The 21181-nt window shown below is 60.4% G+C and carries 23 protein-coding genes and 2 pseudogenes; 12 read left to right on the top strand and 13 right to left on the bottom strand.

Annotated elements, in window-relative coordinates; all coding sequences use genetic code 11:
- Window positions 1–13: 13 nt before the first annotated feature.
- Window positions 14–616, bottom strand: a complete 603-nt coding sequence (gene gstA / locus GNF76_RS01855) for a glutathione transferase GstA (protein WP_155581459.1) — start codon at window positions 614–616, stop codon at window positions 14–16.
- A gap of 98 nt (window positions 617–714) precedes the next feature.
- Here gstA and GNF76_RS01860 point away from each other — a divergent pair, with 98 nt between their 5' ends.
- The 3 genes and pseudogenes from GNF76_RS01860 to GNF76_RS29875 form a co-directional block, all read left to right on the top strand.
- Complete coding sequence (locus tag GNF76_RS01860; RefSeq protein ID WP_155581460.1) at window positions 715–1584, top strand: LysR family transcriptional regulator; 870 nt, start codon at window positions 715–717, stop codon at window positions 1582–1584.
- A gap of 174 nt (window positions 1585–1758) precedes the next feature.
- Window positions 1759–2535 (top strand): annotated as a pseudogene (locus GNF76_RS29870) (PAS domain-containing protein); the annotation flags it as partial.
- Between the two features lie 123 nt (window positions 2536–2658).
- A pseudogene (locus tag GNF76_RS29875) lies at window positions 2659–3078 on the top strand (methyl-accepting chemotaxis protein); the annotation flags it as partial.
- Between the two features lie 178 nt (window positions 3079–3256).
- Here the strand turns inward: GNF76_RS29875 and GNF76_RS01870 are convergent.
- The 4 genes from GNF76_RS01870 to gntR all read right to left on the bottom strand — a co-directional run bounded on the left by GNF76_RS01870 (window position 3257) and on the right by gntR (window position 7322).
- Window positions 3257–4672 carry an MFS transporter gene (locus GNF76_RS01870; protein ID WP_155581462.1) on the bottom strand — a complete coding sequence of 472 codons (1416 nt, stop codon included), beginning with the start codon at window positions 4670–4672 and terminating at the stop codon, window positions 3257–3259.
- Between the two features lie 10 nt (window positions 4673–4682).
- Window positions 4683–5420 carry an NAD-dependent epimerase/dehydratase family protein gene (locus tag GNF76_RS01875; protein ID WP_155581463.1) on the bottom strand — a complete coding sequence of 246 codons (738 nt, stop codon included), beginning with the start codon at window positions 5418–5420 and terminating at the stop codon, window positions 4683–4685.
- 10 nt (window positions 5421–5430) lie between these two features.
- On the bottom strand, window positions 5431–6063 hold the full coding sequence (locus GNF76_RS01880) for a glutathione S-transferase family protein (RefSeq protein ID WP_155581464.1): 633 nt from the start codon (window positions 6061–6063) through the stop codon (window positions 5431–5433).
- 227 nt (window positions 6064–6290) lie between these two features.
- Entirely contained in the window at window positions 6291–7322 is a 1032-nt protein-coding gene (gene gntR, locus GNF76_RS01885; RefSeq protein WP_178123142.1) for an HTH-type transcriptional regulator GntR, read from the bottom strand.
- Between the two features lie 214 nt (window positions 7323–7536).
- Here gntR and GNF76_RS01890 point away from each other — a divergent pair, with 214 nt between their 5' ends.
- Entirely contained in the window at window positions 7537–8070 is a 534-nt protein-coding gene (locus GNF76_RS01890) for a gluconokinase (RefSeq protein WP_155581466.1), read from the top strand.
- 84 nt (window positions 8071–8154) lie between these two features.
- Window positions 8155–9510 (top strand): GntP family permease, encoded by a 1356-nt coding sequence (locus GNF76_RS01895; RefSeq protein WP_155581467.1) that lies wholly within the window; start codon window positions 8155–8157, stop codon window positions 9508–9510.
- A gap of 150 nt (window positions 9511–9660) precedes the next feature.
- On the opposite strand, the gene alaC is transcribed toward GNF76_RS01895, so the two are convergent.
- Window positions 9661–10878: an alanine transaminase gene (gene alaC / locus GNF76_RS01900; protein ID WP_155581468.1), complete on the bottom strand. Its 1218-nt coding sequence runs from the start codon at window positions 10876–10878 to the stop codon at window positions 9661–9663.
- A 197-nt stretch (window positions 10879–11075) separates the two neighbouring features.
- Here alaC and GNF76_RS01905 point away from each other — a divergent pair, with 197 nt between their 5' ends.
- The gene (locus GNF76_RS01905; protein ID WP_155581469.1) at window positions 11076–11558 is read left to right on the top strand and encodes a GyrI-like domain-containing protein; all 483 of its coding nucleotides are present in this window, start codon (window positions 11076–11078) and stop codon (window positions 11556–11558) included.
- Between the two features lie 75 nt (window positions 11559–11633).
- On the opposite strand, the gene GNF76_RS01910 is transcribed toward GNF76_RS01905, so the two are convergent.
- The 4 genes from GNF76_RS01910 to GNF76_RS01925 are packed head-to-tail and all read right to left on the bottom strand — an operon-like array spanning window position 11634 to window position 14300.
- Entirely contained in the window at window positions 11634–12239 is a 606-nt protein-coding gene (locus tag GNF76_RS01910; RefSeq protein ID WP_155581546.1) for a pyridoxamine 5'-phosphate oxidase family protein, read from the bottom strand.
- A 47-nt stretch (window positions 12240–12286) separates the two neighbouring features.
- Window positions 12287–13495: a type II toxin-antitoxin system HipA family toxin gene (locus GNF76_RS01915; protein ID WP_155581470.1), complete on the bottom strand. Its 1209-nt coding sequence runs from the start codon at window positions 13493–13495 to the stop codon at window positions 12287–12289.
- Window positions 13488–13742 carry a helix-turn-helix domain-containing protein gene (locus tag GNF76_RS01920; protein ID WP_155581471.1) on the bottom strand — a complete coding sequence of 85 codons (255 nt, stop codon included), beginning with the start codon at window positions 13740–13742 and terminating at the stop codon, window positions 13488–13490. Before GNF76_RS01920 ends, GNF76_RS01915 begins: the two co-directional genes overlap by 8 nt.
- Before the next feature lie 42 nt (window positions 13743–13784).
- Window positions 13785–14300: a GNAT family N-acetyltransferase gene (locus GNF76_RS01925; protein ID WP_155581472.1), complete on the bottom strand. Its 516-nt coding sequence runs from the start codon at window positions 14298–14300 to the stop codon at window positions 13785–13787.
- A gap of 148 nt (window positions 14301–14448) precedes the next feature.
- Between GNF76_RS01925 and GNF76_RS01930 the strand changes: the two genes are divergently transcribed.
- Genes GNF76_RS01930 through GNF76_RS01945 form a run of 4 tightly spaced genes read left to right on the top strand, consistent with a single transcriptional unit; the run spans window position 14449 to window position 17012 of the window.
- Window positions 14449–14880, top strand: a complete 432-nt coding sequence (locus GNF76_RS01930) for a YybH family protein (protein WP_155581473.1) — start codon at window positions 14449–14451, stop codon at window positions 14878–14880.
- Between the two features lie 42 nt (window positions 14881–14922).
- A complete protein-coding gene (locus GNF76_RS01935; protein ID WP_155581474.1) occupies window positions 14923–15267 on the top strand; it encodes a YciI family protein in 345 nt (114 codons plus the stop codon).
- A gap of 30 nt (window positions 15268–15297) precedes the next feature.
- On the top strand, window positions 15298–15780 hold the full coding sequence (locus GNF76_RS01940) for an SRPBCC family protein (protein ID WP_155581475.1): 483 nt from the start codon (window positions 15298–15300) through the stop codon (window positions 15778–15780).
- Window positions 15777–17012, top strand: a complete 1236-nt coding sequence (locus GNF76_RS01945) for an RNA polymerase sigma factor (RefSeq protein ID WP_155581476.1) — start codon at window positions 15777–15779, stop codon at window positions 17010–17012. The genes GNF76_RS01940 and GNF76_RS01945 overlap by 4 nt, the downstream gene beginning before the upstream one ends.
- A 26-nt stretch (window positions 17013–17038) precedes the next feature.
- Here GNF76_RS01945 and GNF76_RS01950 read toward each other — a convergent pair whose 3' ends face one another.
- Window positions 17039–17893 (bottom strand): LysR family transcriptional regulator, encoded by an 855-nt coding sequence (locus GNF76_RS01950; RefSeq protein WP_155581477.1) that lies wholly within the window; start codon window positions 17891–17893, stop codon window positions 17039–17041.
- An 88-nt stretch (window positions 17894–17981) separates the two neighbouring features.
- Between GNF76_RS01950 and GNF76_RS01955 the strand changes: the two genes are divergently transcribed.
- Window positions 17982–18419 carry a multidrug/biocide efflux PACE transporter gene (locus GNF76_RS01955; RefSeq protein WP_155581478.1) on the top strand — a complete coding sequence of 146 codons (438 nt, stop codon included), beginning with the start codon at window positions 17982–17984 and terminating at the stop codon, window positions 18417–18419.
- Window positions 18420–18453: 34 nt separating this feature from the next.
- On the opposite strand, the gene GNF76_RS01960 is transcribed toward GNF76_RS01955, so the two are convergent.
- Complete coding sequence (locus GNF76_RS01960; protein ID WP_155581479.1) at window positions 18454–19212, bottom strand: SDR family NAD(P)-dependent oxidoreductase; 759 nt, start codon at window positions 19210–19212, stop codon at window positions 18454–18456.
- Window positions 19213–19333: 121 nt separating this feature from the next.
- Between GNF76_RS01960 and GNF76_RS01965 the strand changes: the two genes are divergently transcribed.
- Complete coding sequence (locus tag GNF76_RS01965) at window positions 19334–20239, top strand: LysR family transcriptional regulator (RefSeq protein ID WP_155581480.1); 906 nt, start codon at window positions 19334–19336, stop codon at window positions 20237–20239.
- Here the strand turns inward: GNF76_RS01965 and GNF76_RS01970 are convergent.
- Window positions 20225–21142, bottom strand: coding sequence for a LysR family transcriptional regulator (locus tag GNF76_RS01970; protein ID WP_155581481.1), 918 nt, complete (start codon window positions 21140–21142; stop codon window positions 20225–20227). The two genes, GNF76_RS01965 and GNF76_RS01970, sit on opposite strands and share 15 nt — an antisense overlap.
- Between the last annotated feature and the right edge of the window lie 39 nt (window positions 21143–21181).

The raw sequence follows: 21181 nt of genomic DNA on the forward strand, positions 1-21181 counted from the left end.
GAGGTATTTCAGGTCATGAGTTTTCGGCTGCAAGTGCAGCAATCACCGCAGGACGTGCACTGACTCGCTGCTGAAACCGCGCCAGTGCCGGCCACTGTTGCAGGTCGATATCGAAAAACGCCGCCCAGCGCAGCACCACAAACAGGTACGCGTCGGCCACCGAGAACCGTTCACCCTGCAAGTAGTCCTGGCGCTCCAGGGTTTGCACCAGGATCGCAAAGCGCTTGAACAGCGTGGCCTTGAACAACGCCTTCACCTCCTCCGGGATGGCTGAGTTGAACAACACCCCCAAGCCACCATGAATCTCGCTGGAGACAAAGTTCAGCCATTCCTGCAAGCGCACGCGCTCCCAACTGCCGTTGGCCGGCGCCAAGCCCGCTTCGGGCACCTGATCGGCCAGAAACTGGAGGATTGCGGCGCCTTCGGTCAGCACTTCACCGTTATCCAATTGCAGGGCCGCTACGTAGCCCTTGGGGTTGATCCGCAGAAAGTCGTCACCGTTGGCGGTGGTTTTTTTCTGGTTGTCGACGCGGATCAGTTCAAACGGCAGGGCCAATTCGCGCAACACGATATGGGAGGCGAGGGAACAGGCATTGGGGGAAAAATACAGCTTCATCGGGGGCAGACTCCTGCGGAATTTGCGTCAGTTTCCCGGGCATGGCACCGTGGGTAAAATTAATCCTTCAGAACTCACCCATAAGGTCAGCTACTGCCATGATGAACCTGATGCACTGGCGCCTCCTGGTTGCCGTGGCGGATAACGGCAGCATCACCGCCGCCGCAGAGCGGGTCGGCATGACCCAGTCCGCCGCCAGCCAAGCCATGGCTGCCATGGAGGCCACCCTCGGTGCGCAACTGTTCGCCCGCGAAAGCCGTCGCACTTTGCCTACTGCACTGGGCTTGCAGGTGATTGAGCAGGCGCGGGTGATGCTGAATGCCTTGCAAACCATTCGTCGAACCGTGGACGAGTCCAAACCCATGTTGCGCGGGACCATTCGCCTGGCGAGTTTCCCCATGGTGCTGGCCGCTTTCCTGCCGCCGTTGCTGCGGCGTTTCAACCAGCTTTATCCGGGAATTGAGGTAACGGCGCTGGAGGTCAGTGACGATGAGGTCAACACCTTGCTCGACGCGGATTTGATCGACTTGGGTGTTGTGCTCAATCCAGGGCCTGAGCGCAAGGCCACGGTGCTGGGGCGGGACAATTGGGTCGCGGTGTTGCCGATGGATCATGTGTTTTCCCGGCGCCCGGCCGAGGCTAGCGTCGCGCTGGAGGCGCTACTGGAACAACCCTTCGTACTGGCCACTGGCGGTTGCACAGTCAATGCCCGCAGCCTGGCAGCGGAAGCCGGGCTGGCATTGCAGGATGTCCGTGTGGAAGTGCGCGAATGGAGCAGTGCCTTCAGCCTGGTGCGCGAAGGTGTCGGCGTGACCCTGGTGCCCGAGATGACCTTGCCAGCCCAGCGCCAGGGCTTGCGTGTGATGCCGCTGACCTGTCCGGTGCACCGGGAGTTCGCCTTGGTCGCCTCTCGAACCCGTGCACCCTCGGCAGCCGCCACTGCGTTGTTAAAGATGCTGGCTGATTAGTGGCCTTGCATAGCGCCAAGCCCTGACTATGCTCACCCGTAGCCATTGATGGCGCTTGCCATATGAAGCGTTCCGAGTGGTTATTTCGACAGTAGTGCCTGACCACTGTGAAAGCCGTGAATAAAGCGAGTGCGTCTCCAAGTTGCCCAAAGACAGCGCTAAGGTGAACCGATCATGTTTAACCGCCAACACAAATCCGACCTGCTGGAAATCGAACGTTTTTCCTGCGCGCTGACCGAGGCCAATGCCAAGCTGGCCGCCATCAGCCGATCCATGGCGATGATCGAGTTTGATCGCGACGGCGTGGTGCTCAACGCCAATGAAAATTTCTGCAAAACCATGGGCTATGGCGCCGAGGAAATCCGTGGCAAGCACCATCGGATTTTCTGCGAAGAGGCGTTCTACCGCAGTGATGCTTACACCAAGCTATGGCGTGACCTGGCGCGGGGCGAGTCCATCAGCGGCACCTTCATGCGCTTGAATAAACGCGGCCAGGAAGTTTGGCTGGAGGCCAGCTATATGCCGGTGCTCGGCCCGGACAACCAGGTGCAGAGCGTGATCAAGGTGGCGTCGGATATTTCCGTACGGATCCATCGCGAGCATGAAAACCAGAGCCTGATCGATGCCATTGGCCGCTCCATGGCGGTGATCGAATTCACCCCACAGGGGCAGATCATCAATGCCAACGAAAACTTCCTGAAGACCATGCACTATTCCCTGAGCGAAATCGTCGGCCAGCACCACAGCCTGTTCTGTCACCGCAGCGAAACCGATTCGCCGGCGTATAAGGCGTTCTGGGCTTCCCTCAATCGCGGCGAGTATCACTCCCATCGTTTCGAACGGCGCAACAAACACGGGCAAACGGTATTTCTGGAAGCCTCCTACAACCCGATCTTCGATGCCAGCGGGCGGCTGTACAAAGTGGTGAAGTTCGCCAGCGATATCACCGATCAAGTCACCACCTTGCGAAGCGCTGCCGAGTCGGCCCACAGCACCTCGGTGCAGAACGACGTCTGCGCGCGCAAGGGCTCGGAAGTGGTGCAGCAAACGGTGCAGATCATCGAAGAAATTTCCCGCGACCTGAACGAAGCGGCACTGAGCATCGATGCGGTGAGCAAGCAGTCGGACATTATCGGCAGCATCGTTCAGACCATTCGCGGGATTGCCGATCAGACTAACTTGCTGGCACTCAACGCGGCGATTGAAGCGGCCCGGGCCGGTGAGCATGGCCGTGGCTTTGCGGTGGTGGCTGATGAAGTGCGCAGCCTGGCGGCCCGTACCAGTCAGGCGACGGTGGAAATTGTCGATGTGGTGCGCAAGAACCATGACCTGTCGCTGAGTGCGGTGTCGAGCATGCAATCGAGCTTGAGTCGCACCGGGCTTGGAGTGGAATTGGCCAATGAGGCGGGGCAGGTGATCCTGGAAATTCAGGAAGGCTCACGGCATGTGGTGGATGCCATCAGTCAGTTCAACTCCACCTTGCAGTTGCAATAACCTGGATGTGGTGAGTGGGCTTATCTAAGCCGCTGCACAGCTGCATTTTGTAGCCGCTGCCGAGGCACGAGGCTGTGATGGGTCGCGTAGCGGCCCCCGGCGGCGGTCCTGCGGCCCGCATCGCAGCCTCGTGCCTCGGCAGCGGCTACAGCCTCGCCACAGGGGCAGTGTTCGTCCCTCAGTGGGCGATATTCTCCAGCGCCAGGTTGCGCGTACGCGGGCCGAATACGCCGATAGTCACCATCACGATCAACATGCTGCTGGCGATAAACGCCAGTACCCCCGGCGTGCCGAGGTGTTCGAGAAAGAAGCCGATCAACAGGCTGCTGAACACCGTCGACAGGCGGCTGAACGAGTAGCAGAACCCTACGGCTCGGGCGCGGATGTTGGTGGGGAACAATTCACTCTGGTAGGAGTGATAACTGAAGCTCAGCCACGCATTGCAGAAGGTGATCATCACCCCGCAGGTTATCAGGCCCACGGCACTGCTTTGCAGGGCAAACAGGCTGCCGAAGATCACCGCGCCCATGGCCGAGCCAACAATCTGCCATTTGTTTTCGAAGCGGTTGGCGACCTTGACGAACAGTAGCGGCCCCAGCGGATAGGCAAGGGTGATGATGAAGGCGTACATCAGGCTATGGGTGACGCTGACACCCTGGCCGGAGAGCAGCGCCGGCAACCAGTTGCCGAAGCCGAAGAAGCCGATGGCCTGGAACACATGAAACACAATCAGCATCAACGCCCGACGGCGGTACGGCGGTTGCCAGATATCGGCAAAACGCCCAGTGCCCTGGACGCTGACGGCCTCGGGCTCCGGTTCATCCAGAGGTTTGCCGTGATCTTTTTCGCAACGTGCTTCAAGGCTGTCCATGATCTGCCCGGCTTCCTCGAAGCGGCCTTTTTGTGCGAGCCAACGGGGTGACTCCGGCAACCGTGAACGCAGCCACCAGATAAACAATGCAAACCCCGCACTGGCCAACACCACCCAGCGCCAGCCAGACACCCCGAACGGCGCCTGCGGCACCAGCCACCAGGACATCAGTGCCACCGCCGGCACCGACAGGAACTGCACAAAAAAGGCGAAGGCAAACGCCGAGCTGCGCATGCGCTTGGGCACCAGTTCCGAGAGGTAGGCATCGATGGTCACCAGTTCGATGCCCAGGCCGATGCCTACCAGAAAACGCATGCAGATAATGCCAAGGGCCGAAGTTTGGATGCCCATCAGCACCGTGGCAACGGTGTACCAGATCAGCGCGTAGGTGAAGATCGCCCGGCGCCCGTAACGGTCGGCAAACGGGCTGAGGAGGCTGGCGCCGAGGAACAGGCCGAGAAAGGTGGCTGAAGCGAAGGCCGCCTGGTCGGAGAAACCGAAGACGCCCTGGCTGCCGCTGGCAAAAATGCCATCACTGATCAGGCCCGGGCTGATATAGGCGGTCTGGAACAGGTCGTACAGTTCGAAGAAACCGCCAATCGACAGCAGGGCCACCAGACGCCAGACGGTGGCGACGGCCGGCAGGCGATCAATGCGGGCGCTGATATGGGCGGCTCGAACCGGGTCGACGCCGTCCGAGGCCATCGCTGAGCGTGAGGACATGGCGTGGGACTCAGTAGGTGATAGGAATCTCGAATGTCTGGAACGCATCATCCACCGGCTGATAACCCAGGACCCGCGTGGTCTCGCTCAAGTCCAGGCGTTTGAAGCGGTTATTGGAAATGCCGTGGGCGATCAGGTGCTTCACGCCTTCGGTTTCCACGGAGCGCTGGAGTAACTGCACGGCATCGCGAGGGCTGAGCCAGGCGCTGAGGTCACGGGCGTTATTCAGGTCGTGGGTTTCGGGAAACTCAAAGGCGCCAATGCGCAAGGCGATGGTGGAGAGTGGGGTTTTCGCCGCGTAGTACCCACACAGCGCCTCGCCGTAGCATTTGCTCACGCCGTACAGGTTGGCCGGCAGCACGGGCATGCCCGGGGTGATTTGCCGGTCCACCGGATAGCCTTCGATGGTCTGGGCGCTGCTGGCGAAAACCAGGCGCTTTACGTTGGCCGCGACGGCGGCTTCGAACAGGTACGTGGTGGCGAGGATGTTGTTGGGCAGTAATTCGTCGAAGGTGGCGCTGGCGTGGGGAATGCCCGACAGGTGCACGATCACGTCGATGCCGTCGAGCAATGCTGCCAGGGTCGCTTTATCACTCAGGTCGGCCCGCACGAAGCGATGGTCGCCGAGGGCGAAGTCCGGTGCGATGCGGTCGGTGAGGGTGAAGTGGTAGCGATCTTTCGAGGCTTCGAAAAACGTCTTGCCGATCCTGCCGCACGCGCCGGTGAGCAGTACGTTGAGTCCTTTCATCGTGTAATCCTTAGTTATGACCGTCGAGGGCAAAGGCCTGGAAGCCTGGGCGCTGGCTGAGTGTTTCGTAGTACGCGCTGACGGCAGGGTAGGACGGACGCTCCATGGGCGTCATCTGCCAGCGGTGTACTGACAGCCCCACCAGGATGTCGGCCAGTGTGAACGCTTTTCCGGCCACATAGGCACCGGTGTGGATCAATTGTTGTTCCAGCAGGCTCATCTTTTCGTTCCAGCCGCGCACGCCAGCGGCGATGCGTTGCGGGTCCTGAAAATCCGGGTTTTTGCGCACCAGGGCGTGGAAGGCGTAGCCCCAGGAGGGGTTGAGTTCGGTGGCTTGCCAGTCCATCCATTGCTCGACCTTGGCGCGTGGCGCAGCAGCGGCGGGCAGCAAGTCATGACGCTGGTGCAGGCCCACCAGATAGCGGCAGATGGTGTTGGATTCCCACAGCACACCGTTGTCATCAATGATCACCGGCACCTGAGCGTTGGGGTTGAGGGCCAGGAACTCGGGGGACTGGGTTGGGGTGAACCCGATGCCCCAGTCTTCGCGGTCATAGGGGATGGCCAGTTCCTGGCAGGTCCACAGGACCTTTCGTACGTTGATGGAGGAAGTACGACCCAAGATTTTCAGCGAATGGCCCATGGTGCTTTCCTGGCAATGGTGAGTTGGCAGGGGGCAATTTAGCAGGGGCCAGGAGGGACGGCGAGGGGTTAAGTGGACACGGTAAAGAATGTGGGAGCTGGCTTGCCTGCGATAGCGGTTGTAGCCGCTGTCGAGGCACGAGGCTGCGATGCGTGTCCGCAGGACCGCCTGGGGCCGAACCGCCATCGCAGGCAAGCCAGCTCCCACACTGACCGAGTTCGGCCTGCTCAGGTACTCTCGCGCACCATCAACTCAAACCCCATATCCACCACCGGCCGGGCAATTTTGTTGCCCGCGATCAGCGTCAGCAAATGCTCGGCCGCACGTCTGCCGATGGCTTCCCGAGGCGTGCTGATGCTGCTCAGGCGCGGCACCATGAAGCTTGATGCAGGCAGGTCATTGAACCCCAGCACCGCCACTTGCTCCGGCACTTTGATTCCGTGACGCAGGGCTTCCAGTAGGGCGCCTTGTGCCAGGTCGTCGTTGCCGAAAAAGATCGCGTCCACATCCGGATGGCTGGCCAGCAGTTGCAGGAACAGCTCGCCGCCCAGGCCCACCGATGATGGGCGCGGTGTCATCAGCTCCAGCGCGGGGTCATACAGCCCGGCCTGTTGCAACGCCCGACGAAAACCTTCACCGCGCAGCAATGTACGTTGGTCCAGTTGCGCGCCGATATAAGCCAGGCGCTTGCGGCCACGGGAAATCAAATGCGCCGCGGCGGTCTCGCCCGCGCTGGTTTGCGAGAACCCTACGCAGTTCAGGCCGGCGCCGGGGTCCAGGTCCATCATGTACACGCTGGGCACATTGCTGCTCTCGACCATGCGCCGGGCGCTTTCGGTGCGATCAAAACCGGTCAGCAGAAAACCCCGTGGCTGGTAAGCCATGTAGTTGCGCAGCAGGTTTTCTTCTTCTTCCCGAGAGTAGTGGGTGTTGCCGATCAGCACTTCGAAGCCTTTGGGCCGCAGTACCTGATGAATGGCTTCCAGGGTTTCGATGAACAGCAGGTTGGACAGCGACGGCACCAACACCACCACCGACTGGCTCTGGGCCGAGGCCAGGGCGCGCGCAGCGGGGTTGACCACGTAGTTGAGGTCGGCGGCGGCCTTCTGGACTTTTTCCACCAGTTCGGTGGCCACGGTGCTGATGCCGCGCAGTGCCCTGGAGGCGGTGATCGGGCTGACGCCGGCCATTCGGGCGACTTCGTTCAGGGTGGGGCGTCCCGTCGTGCGGGTATTTTTATCGTTCTTGGGGGTCATCAGGCGGCTTGCCAAACAAAAATCGAGGCACTAAGGTAGCGCTGTCTCCAAAGGCCTGCAAATCCTTGAGCGTTGGGTTGCCTGATCTTGCTCGAGGGTGCTTGGAGAGGATGCACGCGTCACTCCATAAAAATGAAAAGACGGCGCGGGAAAAGCCTGTTTTTGCACTAGCCTTAGGGCTGGCAAAGGTAGCGCTATCTGCGTCCTGAGGTGTTTCATGAGTCAACCTGTTACCGCCCTGGTCATCATGGGTGTTTCCGGCTGTGGCAAGTCCAGCGTCAGCGAGGCCCTGTGCCTGTTGAACGGCGCCACCGCCATTGAAGGCGACAGCTTTCACCCTGCCGCCAATATCGAAAAGATGAGTGCCGGTCATCCGCTTAACGACGACGATCGTGCCGGCTGGCTCGATATCCTCTGTGATGAACTGCGCCGCTCGCTCAAAGCCGGCCAACATCCGGTCCTGACCTGCTCGGCCCTGAAGAAAAAATACCGTGACCACCTGCGTGAAGCGGCGCCGGGCCTGGGTTTTGTCTTCCTGGAACTGACCCGTGAGGTGGCCGCCGATCGTGTTTCCCATCGCCCCGGTCATTTCATGCCGGCGAGCCTGATCGACAGCCAGTTCGCCACCCTCGAATCGCCGAAGGGTGAGCCGCTGACCCTGGCCTTGAACGCCAGCGAAGACAGCGTCGCGGACCTGGCCAAGCAAACCAATGCCTGGTGGCTTGAACACGGCTTTGAACCCATTCAATAATTTTTTGCCTGACAAGATAGCGCTATCTGACGGCACGAAATTCAACACCGGCTTTAATAACAACAACAAACAGGAGAGATCCCCATGTTTGGCATGTCCCACGATTCCTACTTGCTGCTTGATGCAGTGGTGACCATTATCGGGCTGATCGTCTTGATCACCCGGTTCAAAGTCCACCCGTTCATTGCGCTGATCATCGCCGCCGGCTTTCTCGGCCTGACCTCGGGCATGCCCGTGGACAAGATCATCAAGGCGTTCCAGGACGGCTTCGGCGGCGTGCTTGGCTTTGTCGGGATTATCCTGGCGCTCGGTACGATGCTCGGCAAGATGATGGCCGATTCCGGCGGTGCCGATCAGATCGCCCAGACGCTGGTCCGCGCGTTCGGCAAGGACAAGGTGCAGTGGGCAATGATGTTCGCCGCGTTCCTGGTGGGCATTCCGTTGTTCTTCGAGATCGGCTTCGTGCTGCTGATCCCGCTGGTGTTTATCGTCGCGCGCCGTACCGGTGTGTCACTGATCAAGATCGGCATCCCGCTGCTGGCCGGCCTGTCGGCGGTCCACGGCCTGGTTCCACCGCACCCAGGGCCGCTGCTGGCGATTGGCGTGTTTGGTGCCGACATCGGCAAGACCATTCTCTACGGCCTGATCGTCGCGCTGCCTACTGCGATCATTGCCGGACCGCTCTACGGTTCGTTTATCGCCAAGTACATCCCGGGCAACCCGTCCCAGGAGCTGGTGGACCAACTGGCCAGTGAGCAACCGGAATCCAAGAGCCTGCCGAGCTTCAGCATCACCCTGATCACCGTGTTGTTGCCGGTGTTCCTGATGCTGCTGAAAACCTTCGCCGACGTCGCCCTGCCGGACGGCCATGCGATCCGCAACTGGATGGACATGATCGGTCACCCGATCACCGCGTTGCTGCTGGCGTTGCTGCTGTCGCTGTACACCTTTGGCCATCGCCAGGGCATCGGTTCCAAGCAAATCCTCAAGCTGCTCGATGCCAGCCTGGCGCCCACCGCAGCGATCATCCTGATCATCGGCGCCGGTGGCGGTTTCAAGCAGATGCTGGTGACCAGCGGCGTGGGTGATGTGATCGGCCAAATGGCAGTGACTGCGCAGATCAACCCGATCCTTCTGGCATGGCTGGTGGCGGCGGTGATTCGTGTGGCCACGGGTTCAGCGACCGTGGCGACCATTACGGGCGCGGGCATTGTGGTGCCGGTGGTCGGGATGATTCCGGGTGTGAACCGCGAGTTGCTGGTGTTGGCGACGGGGGCGGGATCGTTGGTGTTGTCTCACGTCAACGATGCGGGGTTCTGGCTGGTGAAGCAGTACTTCAATATGACCGTGGCTGAAACCTTCAAGACCTGGACGGCGATGGAGACCATTCTGTCCGTGGTTGCGCTGGGCTTCATCATGTTGCTGTCGCTGGTGGTCTGACAGACACATCGCACAACCAAATGTGGGAACCCGGTCCCTGTGGGAGCCGGGCTTGCCCGCGATGCAGGCACCTCGGTCTGTCAGGTAAACCGAGGTGATGCTATCGCAGGCAAGCCAGCTCCCACATTTGACCGGGTTCCCACATTCAGATCAGGCGTTAGCTTTCTGGACTAACCCATCCGCCCGAAACATCCCGCGAATGCCCCGCACTGCCTGGCGAATCCGATCCTGATTCTCGATCAGCGCAAAGCGCACATGATCATCGCCATACTCGCCAAAGCCGATCCCCGGCGACACGCACACCTTCGCTTCCAGCAGCAGCTTCTTGGCAAACTCCAGCGAGCCCATCGCCGCATACGCCTCGGGAATTTTCGCCCAGACGTACATCGACGCCTTGGGGTTTTCCACCATCCAGCCCAGCTCATGCAGGCCTTTGACCAGCACGTTACGGCGCTGGCGATACTGGTCGGCGATGTCCTTCACGCATTGTTGGTCGCCTTCCAGCGCCGCAATCGCCGCCACTTGCAGTGGGGTGAAGGTGCCGTAGTCGTGGTAGCTCTTGATCCGCGCCAGGGCGTTGACCAGTTCCGCATTCCCCACCATGAAACCAATGCGCCAGCCGGCCATGTTGTAGCTCTTGGACAGGGTGAAAAACTCCACCGCAATGTCCTTGGCGCCCGGCACCTGCATGATCGAGGGAGCCTTCCAGCCGTCGTAGACGATGTCGGCGTAGGCCAGGTCATGCACCACCAGCACGTCATACTGCTTGGCCAGGGCGATCACCCGCTCGAAGAAATCCAGCTCCACGCACTGGGCGGTGGGGTTGGAGGGGAAGCCGAGGATCATCATCTTCGGCTTGGGGATCGAGCCGCGAATCGCCCGTTCCAGTTCGGCGAAGAAATCCACACCGGGAATCAGCGGCACCGAACGCACCTGGGCCCCGGCAATCACCGCACCGTAGATGTGAATCGGGTAGCTGGGGTTGGGCACCAGCACCGTGTCGCCCTGGTCGAGGGTGGCAAGCATCAAGTGCGCCAGGCCTTCCTTGGAACCGATGGTGACGATGGCCTCGGTTTCCGGGTCGATGTCCACGTCATAGCGGTCTTTGTACCAGTGCGAAATCGCCCGGCGCAGACGCGGGATGCCTTTGGAGGTGGAATAACCGTGGGTGTCTTCACGCTGGGCGACGGTCACCAGTTTCTCCACGATGTGCGGTGGAGTGGGGCCGTCGGGGTTGCCCATGCTCAAGTCGATGATGTCTTCGCCACGACGACGGGCGGCCATCTTCAGCTCGGCAGTGATATTGAACACGTAGGGGGGGAGTCGATCTATGCGCGCAAAGCGGCGCGGCGAACCTTGGTCTGCCATTGTTGCCTCGAAATACGTAAGCGCCCGGAACCGTCCGAGCGACGTCGGCCACTGCGGTGGCCTGCGGGGCAGACAATACGGGCGATGATGGCCCGTTGTCCAGATGGGGCGGCGAGTATTTTTGGGCTTTGAGCGAAGTGCCGATATGACCCTATACTCGTTACGGTTTTGTTCACTCATCGATGGAGACTGTTCAGATGGACCAACAGGCAAGCCAACCGCTGTCACCGCGTATGGAAGAGGGCAAGGCCCTGGTGATCGCCGGTGTAGAAGGGCGTTATTCGAAAGCCACGGTGGGAGACATTCCCAAGCTGTGGGAGTTGTTCGACAGCTGTATCAACGACATCAAAAAGCGCATCGGTGGCGTGACCTACGGCGTCTGCCATAACCCCAATCACGGCGAGTTCGACTATCTCGCCGGGGTCGAAGTACCCGGCAAGGGCGACGTTCCCGGCAACTTCCAGTCGGTTGAGATTCCCGCCCATCACTATGCGGTCTTCCCGCACTACGGCCCGGTGCAGGCGCTTGAGCAAACCTACGAGCGGATCATGTTCGAGTGGCTGCCGCACTCGGGATACAAGGTCGCCGGCCCTGATTTCGAGCGTTACAGCGCGGATTTTGATGCGAGAAAGGGCACGGGCGGGGTGGAAGTCTGGTTACCGGTTGAAGCGAAGGACTGACCCGCGAGCCGAGGGTGATTTGTCCTCCTCGGCTGTTTTCTTTCGAGTGTTCCCCGGCAACGGTGGTATAGGCGTTCAATACAAACTGGCCTTGAGCCTGTCCGGCATCTCCCGATCATAGGTCTCGGCATCGAACTGCCCGTCATTGAGCCGCTTGTGAAATGCCCCGGCCGTGGGCAGCGCGGAGCGGTCCAGGTGTTTGTCGGGGTTCCAGCAGTCGGAGCGCACAAACGCCTTGGAGCAATGGAAGTAGGCGGCTTGCACCTGCACCAGAATCACCGAACGCGCCGGCTTGCCATTGACGGCAAAGCTCTCCAGCAGTTCAGGCTCGATGGAAATCTGCGCCTGGCCATTGACCCGCAATGTCTCGCCAATCCCCGGGATGATAAACAGCAAGGCAATGCGCGGGTCCACCAGCAAATTGCGCAAGGTATCCAGGCGGTTATTGCCTGGTCGATCCGGTATCGCCAGGGTGCGCTCATCGATGATCCGCACAAAACCCGGCACATCGCCCCGTGGCGAGCCATCGAGACCGTCAGGGCCTGATGAACTGACCACCACCAGCGGCGAAGCCCGGACCATGGCCTGATAGTCCTCGTTGAGAAACGCGATTTCCTTGCGCACGGCCCGCTCGTGGGGGAGGCCATAGAGGGTTTCGAGTTGTTCCAGGGTAGTCAGCATCGGGTTCCCGTTATCCATGGATGAGCCTATTCGTCAGGTCGATGCGGTCAGCTACCAAAGCTACGTTGGTAGTCCTGCGCGGATTTCTGGATGGCCTGCGCAACATTGGGTGCTTGTCGGCAATAGTCGTCTTCGCGCTTGAGAACAATCTCAAGGGTCTGGAGCAGATTCCGGATACGCTCCTCGGGTTTTTCGATATCGCAGGTTTTCGCAAACTCGAGGATGCCCAGGCGCGAAGCAAAAAATGATTTGTTACCGACCAAGTCTAATGCCAGTGAATCCTCTGGAATATAGGCCGTGGTATTCGCGATGTCGTAAGCCGGTGCAAGACGTGCGTCTTGTTTGACCGGGTCGCTGTAAAGCAGACCGAAATTTTTCAGATGGGCGTCACCATTACCGACGATGCAACTCAACGCTACGCTATCGAACAGTTGTTCCAGTGAACTGCGTACTTCCTCAGGTGAGCAATAGAGGCGCACGGCCCTGGCGATCATGGTGTAGCTCTTGCTGTATTTTTGTTCGGCAGACAGGCCCATCAGTGTTGTCATGTCTTCGAACCCCAGGGGGTTGAGCTGCTCATCCCGATCAAAGCGTCGCATGATGAAGAGTTTGTGGTTCTGTGAGAGGTAAAACGGCGGGACCGGTATGCCCGCGTCCCTGGCAATGGACATGCACAGGTATTCGTTGATGGCCAGTCCTGGGAACTCGTCGCGTCCGCTTTTGATAATCAGGTCATTGGTTTTCGACGTGAATTTCTGCTCGGGTGTCTGTGGAGATTCCGGTACCAGTACCTTGGGTTGCACGCCGGAAATACCCGCCCGCAGGATGTACCGGTCTACCAGGTCGGCGAACAGGTCTTCGGCGCCATCCCAGGCAAGAATCTGTGCCAGGCTCTCGCCGTTGGCAGGCGGGCTGTTACGCTGAATCAACTCATTGACTTGAGCCGAAGAAACGAAGACTCGGCCTATGGGGGCACTGCTGCCCGACAATGCGAGTAACAGCATCGGATCGACCCTCACTGTCTTGGCCAGGCGGTTTCTAAGTTGCTCCAGCACATACCCTTCCGGAAGGTTCATCTGGAAGATCGGGTGCAGTTCCCGACGACGATACTCATCGGCGCGAACCGGCATCAGCAGGCTCACTGCGCTGTGCGCCAAGGCGTTATCGCCGTAGCGGAACAGATAGTTATCAGCTCCGATGAACACGCTTCCACTGGCGCCTTGAGGGGTATGTACCTGCAGTCTGGGGCTATTCATTAAACAAGTCGTCCACTTCATCCAGTGTTGGCAGGGACGCAGGTACGAGTTTGACTTCACTGCCCAAGGCCGCAAAAACCCGTGCGTAGGCGCTCATTGAAACAGAGGGACTGCCTTGCTCGATTTCGATCAGTTTTTGCCGAGTAACACCTGCCAAACGTGCCAGTTCCGCTTGCTTATAGCCGCGGTTCAGCCGCATTGAGCGAACCTGGCTACCGATTTTGTGAGTGAGAACTGAAAAATTCATGTCATGCAACCATTACATAATCGAATATAAGTTATGTATACGTTACATTTTATCGCTGTCAAGGCTGACCTGATCAAACACCCACGCCAACCGACGCTCATACCCAATCCGCCCCTTGTAAGCCTCGCCGCTATCTACCCAGCCTTGCTGCAAATACAGCCCCATCGCCGCCACATTGTCATGGTCCACCGATAACTCCAGCGCCTTGATCTGCGGCCACGCCCGCCGTGCAGCCGCGGGCAATGCTTGCAGGCAGGCTTTGCCGAAGCCCTGGCCTTGTTTGCTGCGGTCGACTTGCAGGGCGTGCAGGGTGGCGCTGTGTTCACCGGCCCAATGGGGCAGGCAGGGTGGGCGCTTGAGCAGAAGAAAGGCCACCGGGATGTCTTCGGCCAGTAGCGCGAAACCTTTGACGCCAGGGCTGGGATTGACCAGCAGGGTGTTCAGCGCACAGTAGATATCGCCGGAAAACGCCAGTTGCTCGGGATGGACTTCGAGGGTGCTGAGTTGCTGCTGTTGGGCAGCGGTCAGCGTCTCATAGGCGACGAGGTGGGTTTCCATTGGTAAGGCATCCAAGTTCCTACGGAGAGGTCGCAAATTCTAGCGGGTTTGTTGTGCCCGCAATTATTTTTTGCGAGCGTGTCGATTGGCCGACGGCTCACTCGACTAAGGGTGTCTTCAGTGATTTTTCCATGAAAGGAGTATCGCCATGAGCACTCAGGTTAAAACCGAAATCAGCGCCTTGATCGAACACTGGCAGCAGGCCGTGATGGCCAAGGATATCGAGCGCATTGTCAGCTTTTACGCCGATGATATCGTCTCGTTCGATGCCGTTGGTGCCCTGCAATTCAAAGGCAAGGCCGCCTACCGCGCGCATTGGGAAGAATGCATGAAAGTCTGCCCCGGCCCGGGTATTTTCGAGTTTCATCAATTGCACATCGTGCCGGCTGCCGAGAGTGCCTTTGCCTTCTGGCTCGCTCGCTGTGGTGGCGCCGGACCGGACGGTGTGGTCAAGGCGTGCTGGATGCGCGTGACCGCTGGCTACCAGCGCATCGGGGGCCAATGGCAGGTGGTGCATGAGCACTGGTCGGCGCCGTTCGATATGCACACGGGCACCACATTGTTCGAGCTGGAACCCTGATCACCGGGGACTATAGTTGAGAGTCCGAAAACGGAGAATGTTATGAAATACCTCTGCCTGATCTATAGCAATGAGCAGGTGCTGCATGATTCGCCTGATAGCCCCAAGGACCCGGAATGTTTCGCTTATGGCCAGTTCGTGCAGGCCAGCGGTCGGATGCTCGCTGCCGAGCCGCTGGAATCAGTGACCACCGCTACCACCGTGCGTATGCGCAACGGCAAGCTGTCGATCACCGACGGTCCGTTCGCCGAGACCAAGGAGCAACTCGCCGGGTTTTACCTGATCGAAGCCAAGGACTTGAATGAAGCAATCCAGGTGGCCGGCGGCATTCCGGCAGCCCGGGTCGGCAGTGTAGAAGTGCGCCCGGTGCGTGAACTGAATCTCTGATCACAACAATAAAATTCAGGAGGTTTACCCATGATTAACCAATCCCAACCCGCCGAGTTTGAACTGTCCATCAGCCGGCTGATCGACGCGCCCCGCAGCCGGGTATTTCGTGCCTGGACCGAGCCTGCGTTGTTGCAGCAGTGGTGGGGCCCACACGGCATGACCACGCCCGAGTGCGAAATGGACCTGTGGGTCGGTGGGCAGTTTCGCACACTGATGCGCGCGCCCGATGGCAGCGAATACCCGACCCAGGGCGTATTCCTCGAAATTACGGCACCCCGGCGCTTGGTGTTTACCGATGCGTTCACCCCCGGCTGGATTCCCTCGGGCCAGCCGTTCATGACCGCCGAAGTCACCTTTGAGGACGTCGATGGCAAAACCCTCTACACCGCTCGCGCGATGCACTGGAGCGCCGAAACCAAGCAGGCCCATGAAGCCATGGGCTTTCATGACGGCTGGGGCCAGAGCCTGGATCGACTGGTGGCATTGGTGACCACAGGCATGCGCGATTGACGGTCCAGGCCCGGGTCGAAGCGGTTTATCGCAGCGAATCGCGGCGCATCCTGGCGACCCTGATTCGCCTGCTGGGCGATTTCGACCTCGCTGAGGAAGCCTTGCATGAGGCTTTTTTTGTCGCGGTCGAGCGCTGGGAGCAGGATGGCGTACCCGATAATCCCAGGGCTTGGCTGGTCTCTACCGGACGCTTCAAAGCGATCGACCGCTTGCGCCGCCAGGCCCGTTTTGCCGCGCACCAGAAGCTGCTGCTGGCCCAGGCCGAGGAACTGGAAGCGGCCGACTGGAGCGCCGAAGACGTGGAAGATGACCGCCTGCGCCTGATCTTCACCTGTTGCCACCCCGCACTGGCGGCGGATGCGCAGACGGCACTGACCCTGCGGGAAATCTGTGACCTGACCACCGAGGAAATCGCCCGGGCCTTCCTCGCCACGCCCGCCACGATCGCCCAGCGCATCGTGCGGGCCAAGGGCAAGATCCGTGAGGCGAAAATCCCTTATCAAGTGCCATCCCTGGCCGAATTGCCGGAGCGTCTGGACAGTGTGCTGCAGGTGATTTACCTGGTGTTCAACGAAGGGTATTCGGCGTCGATGGGCGCCGACCTGACCCGTGACGACCTGACCCGCGAAGCGATCCGCCTGGGCCGTTTACTGTTGGAGTTGCTGCCGGAGCCAGAGGTCATGGGCTTGCTGGCGCTGATGCTGCTCCACGAGTCCCGGCGCCTGGCACGGACCTCGGCCAACGGTGAGCTGGTACTGCTGGATGAACAGGACCGTTCGCTGTGGGACGCTTCGCTGATTGCTGAAGGCTGTGATCTGGTGGAGAAAGCGCTGACAACCCGGCGTTTTGGGCCTTACTGCCTGCAGGCGGCGATTGCTGCCGTGCATGCCGAAGCGCAGAGCGCTGTCGAGACCGATTGGCCGCAGATTGTCGGGCTTTATGACGTGTTGCTCAGGGCGGTGCCGTCGCCGGTGATCGAGCTCAATCGTGCGGTGGCGATGGCCATGCGGGATGGGCCGTTGGCGGGGTTGCAGCAGGTGGATGGGATCCTGGGGCGAGGTGATTTGTTGGACTATCACCTGGCCTATTCCGCGCGGGGGGAGTTCTGCCGGCAGTTGGGAAGGGTGGAGGAGGCGCGGGTCGCGTATGCAAAGGCGTTGGCGCTGACTCAACAGGCTCCGGAGCGACGCTTCATCGAGCGGCGTTTGGCCGATCTCCGTCAGCCGGAATGAATGAGGCAGGCGCGGGGCTTGGCGCGTTATTCGAGCATCTTCTGCAACAACCAGCTTCCCGCCGGGCCGGGTGGGTGTTGGCGTGACCACAGGGCGTCCACGGCCACCGAACGCGGCCAGCCGCGGGCTTTGAGCTCCTGCAGGTGGCCGCCGCCAAAACGCTCCACCAGCCAGCGCGGCAGCGGTGCCCAGCCGAATCCCAACTGCGCCATTTCCATCAACATCAGGTAACTGGGCGCCGACCACACCCGGCCGAGGCCCCGCGTTTCATTGGGGTTGATGATGCTTGCCAGGCGCAGTTCGCGGTGTTGTTCCAGGGTCTGCTGGTCGATGCCATCCAGGCTCGCCAACGGATGTTTGGGTGAGACAAACAGGGCAATTTCCGTGCGCTCTTCTACCGGCGCCCTCGTCAGGTCCGGTGGGTAGACGTCTTGCATCTCGATAAAGGCAATCTGCGCCCGACCGCTTTGCAGCAGTGCGATCAAGTCTTCACATTCGGCGATCAGGCATTCCAGCTCCAAGTCCGGATAGCGCTGCTCAAAGGCGCTGAGGGCAGACTCGAAACGCTCTGACTGATAGGTGTCGGACATGGCGATACTCAGCTTGGGCTCCAACCCTTGGGATAGCTGACTGGCTGCCAGTTCCAAACGGCTACTGGCTTCCAGCACCTGCTCGGCCCGTTGCAGCAACACATGGCCTGCCGGGGTCAATGTTGGCTTGCGGCTGCTGCGGTCAAACAGCACCACGTCCAGATCAATCTCCAGGCTCGCCACCGCTGCACTGACGGTGGACTGGCTCTTGCCCAGTTTACGTGCCGCTGCCGAAAACGAACCTTGGGTCGCCGCCTGGACAAACGCCTGGAGCACTTCATGGGACGCCATACTATCGCCTTGGTCGATGGTTACTGGTTATGAAGTATCGGTTCATGGTGTGAATATGGCAACCACAGTCACTCACGGAGCACGGGTCATGAGCCCTACCAAAACCATCACTGAACGCGTTTTCCAGGCCATCGGCTTCGAGGGTCTGGCCTTGTTGATCTGCACCCCGTTACTGGTGTGGATCACTGGCAGACCCGCCCTGGAGATGGGCGCGGTCACCCTGGCTATCAGCATTCTGGCGCTGACCTGGAACATCATCTTCAACGGCCTGTTCGACCGTCTGAAGGCGCGCCTGCAACTGAGCAATAGCGGCTGGACCCGGGTGTTGCACGCCTTGATGTTCGAAGGTGGCCTGATCCTGTTTGCCGTGCCGTTGATCGCCGCGTGGCTGAATATCAGCCTGATGCAGGCTTTCATCCTCGACATCGGCGTGCTGCTGTTCTTCCTGCCGTACACCTATGTGTACCACTGGGGTTACGACGTGCTGCGGGATAAGTTTGTGCAGCGCCGAGCGTTGACGGTGTAGGAGCCGGTGTACCGGCTCCTGATGCGGGGTGGGCTTACAAGAACATTCCGCCCGACGCCTCAACCCGCTGGCCGGTGATCCAGTTGCTGCCGTCGGCCAGCAGGGTGGAAATCGCCCCGCCAATGTCGTCCGGCAAGCCTGCCCGACCCAGGGCGGTATTGTTGGCAACCATGGCGTTAAGGTCTGGATTGTCCCGCACGGCGCCACCACTGAAATCGGTGGCAATCGCGCCAGGAGCCAGGGTGTTGACGCTGATACCACGCGCGCCCAGCTCCTTGGCCTGGTAGCGGGTCAGCACTTCCACCGCGCCTTTCATCGAGGCGTAGGCCGCATAGCCGGGCAGGCTGAAGCGGGTCAGGCCGCTGGAGATGTTGAGGATCCGGCCACCGTCGGCGATCAGCGGCAGCAGTTTTTGCGTCAGGAAGAACGGGCCCTTGAGGTGGATGGCGACCATCTGATCGAACTGCTCTTCGCGGGTGTCGGCAAAGCTGGCGTGGGCACCGATGCCGGCGTTATTGATCAGAAAGTCGAAGTGATCCTGAGCGAAAACCTTCTTGAGCAGCGCGCCGACTTCAGCCGTGAAGGCCGCGAACGTTGAACTCTGGCTGACGTCCAATTTCAGCATGGCCGCGCGGCCACCGAGTTTTTCGACCTCCGCGGCCACCGCCTGGGCTTCGTCGGCTTTGCTGTGGTAAGTGCCGATGATATCGACGCCTTGCGCGGCCAGGTGCAGGGCTGCGCTTTTGCCCAGGCCACGGCTGGCGCCGGTGATGAGTGCGATTTTACGGGTCATGGTGAAGTCCTTGGAGTGAGCGATTGATCGTGGGACTGAGTGTATTTGTCCGCTCATAACGTGATAAACAGAGCTGAACCGGAATCACTGGCCGGATAGGCCGAACAATCAAGGTCGCCCCATGAACAAGCTGGAACTGCTGCGCACCTTTGTCCGCGTCACCGAACTGTCGAGTTTCACTCAGGCCGGCGAGAGCCTCGGCTTGCCGCGCTCCACGGTGTCCGAGCATGTGCAGGCCCTGGAAGAGTTGCTCGGCGCCCGACTGTTGCAGCGCACCACCCGCAGGGTTCAGGCGACCCAGGACGGTCGGGTGTTGTATGAGCGCAGTAAGGATCTGTTGTCGCACATGGAGGAGCTGGAAGGGTTGTTTCGTCAGGACGAGACACAACTGAGCGGGCGAATCCGCGTCGATATGCTCAACGCCATGGCCAGGATGGTGATCGTGCCACGCCTGCCGGAGTTCATGGCACGGCATCCGCTGATTGATCTGGAAATCAGCAGCTCTGACCGACAGGTGGACCTGCTGGCCGAAGGCTTCGACTGCGTACTGCGGGTGGGCGCGCAGCCGGACCAGTCGGTGGTGGCACGGGTGCTGTGCAGCATGCCGATGATCAACTGCGCCAGCCCCGCGTACCTGCAACGCTATGGCGTGCCCAAGACACTGGCTGACCTGGCCGACCATCAGTTGGTGCATTACGTGCGTCCGCTGGGTTCGCGTTCGTCGGGGTTTGAATACCAGCAAGGCAACAAGGTGCAGCGTGTTGAGATGGCCGGGCGTGTCACAGTCAATAGCACGGATGCGTATCAAGCGGCCTGCCTGGCAGGTTTCGGCCTGATTCAGGTGCCGTGCCTGGGGATTCGCGATCTGCTGGCCAGCGGTGAGCTGGTGGCGGTGCTGCCTGAGTATCCGGCGCCTTCGATGGATGTCTCCCTGCTATACGCCGGTCAACGGCATCTGCCGTTGCGGGTGCGGGTCTTCATGGACTGGCTGACCACCACGCTGCAAACCGCGTTAACGGCGTGCTGACAGCTGTTGCGGGGCGAGGAAGGCATCGTGGAAGTAATCACGAAACGCCTGCATCGCCGGGGTGAACACGCGTTCGCGGTGCCAGGCCAGGCCGACGCTCATTGAGGGCACCTGGTCGGTCACGCTCACCGTCTCGATCCGCTTGCCTTCCAATGACCAGGGGCGGTGTACCAGGTCCGAGAGAATCGCCACGCCGCTGCCGTTGGCGACCATGCTGCGTACCGCTTCCACCGAGCTGGTGCGCAGCCGCACCTTGGGCGTTTGCCCGGCCTGTTCCCAGTAACGCATGGCGCTTTGTTCGGCTTCGTCGACGGTCAGGAAAATGTACGGTTCTTGGGCCACGTCCGCGAGGCTGACAGCGGCGCGTTCGCACAGCGGGTGGTGGCTGGGCAGCCACAGGCGGCGTTCGGAGTTGAAGAGGATTTCCGAGACGATGTCCGGGTGGGTGAGGTTGGCGGTGAGCACCACGGCCATGTCGAACTGGCCGTCCAGCAGGCCGTGTTCGATGGCTTGGCGTTCCTGCTCGAACACGTCGATGGTCACGTCCGGATGCCAATGCGCCATGCGCTGCAAGTGATGGGGCAGGAAATAACCCAGCACGGTGTAGCTGGCCGCCACCCGCAGCCCACCACTGGCTCGGTAGTCCGGCAGTGGGCTGTTCAAGGCGTCGTCGACGCTGCGCACAATCACATAGGCCCGGTTGAGAAAGTGCCGCCCGGCGTCGGTCAGGTTCATGCCTTGGGCCGAACGTACAAACAGCTGCGCGCCGAGCAGGGCTTCCAGCTCCTTGATCGCGGTGGTCACGGCCGACTGGGAGATGTTCAGGTGAATGGCTGCCTGGGAGATCTGGCCGATTTCGGCGGTGGCAACGAAGTAGCGGACTTGGCGCAAGGTGAGGGACATAACAAATCCTGGACTGTAGCCGCTGCAGAGGCACGAGGC

The sequence above is a fragment of the Pseudomonas spelaei genome (genome assembly GCF_009724245.1).
In the GTDB taxonomy this organism is placed as follows: domain Bacteria; phylum Pseudomonadota; class Gammaproteobacteria; order Pseudomonadales; family Pseudomonadaceae; genus Aquipseudomonas; species Aquipseudomonas spelaei.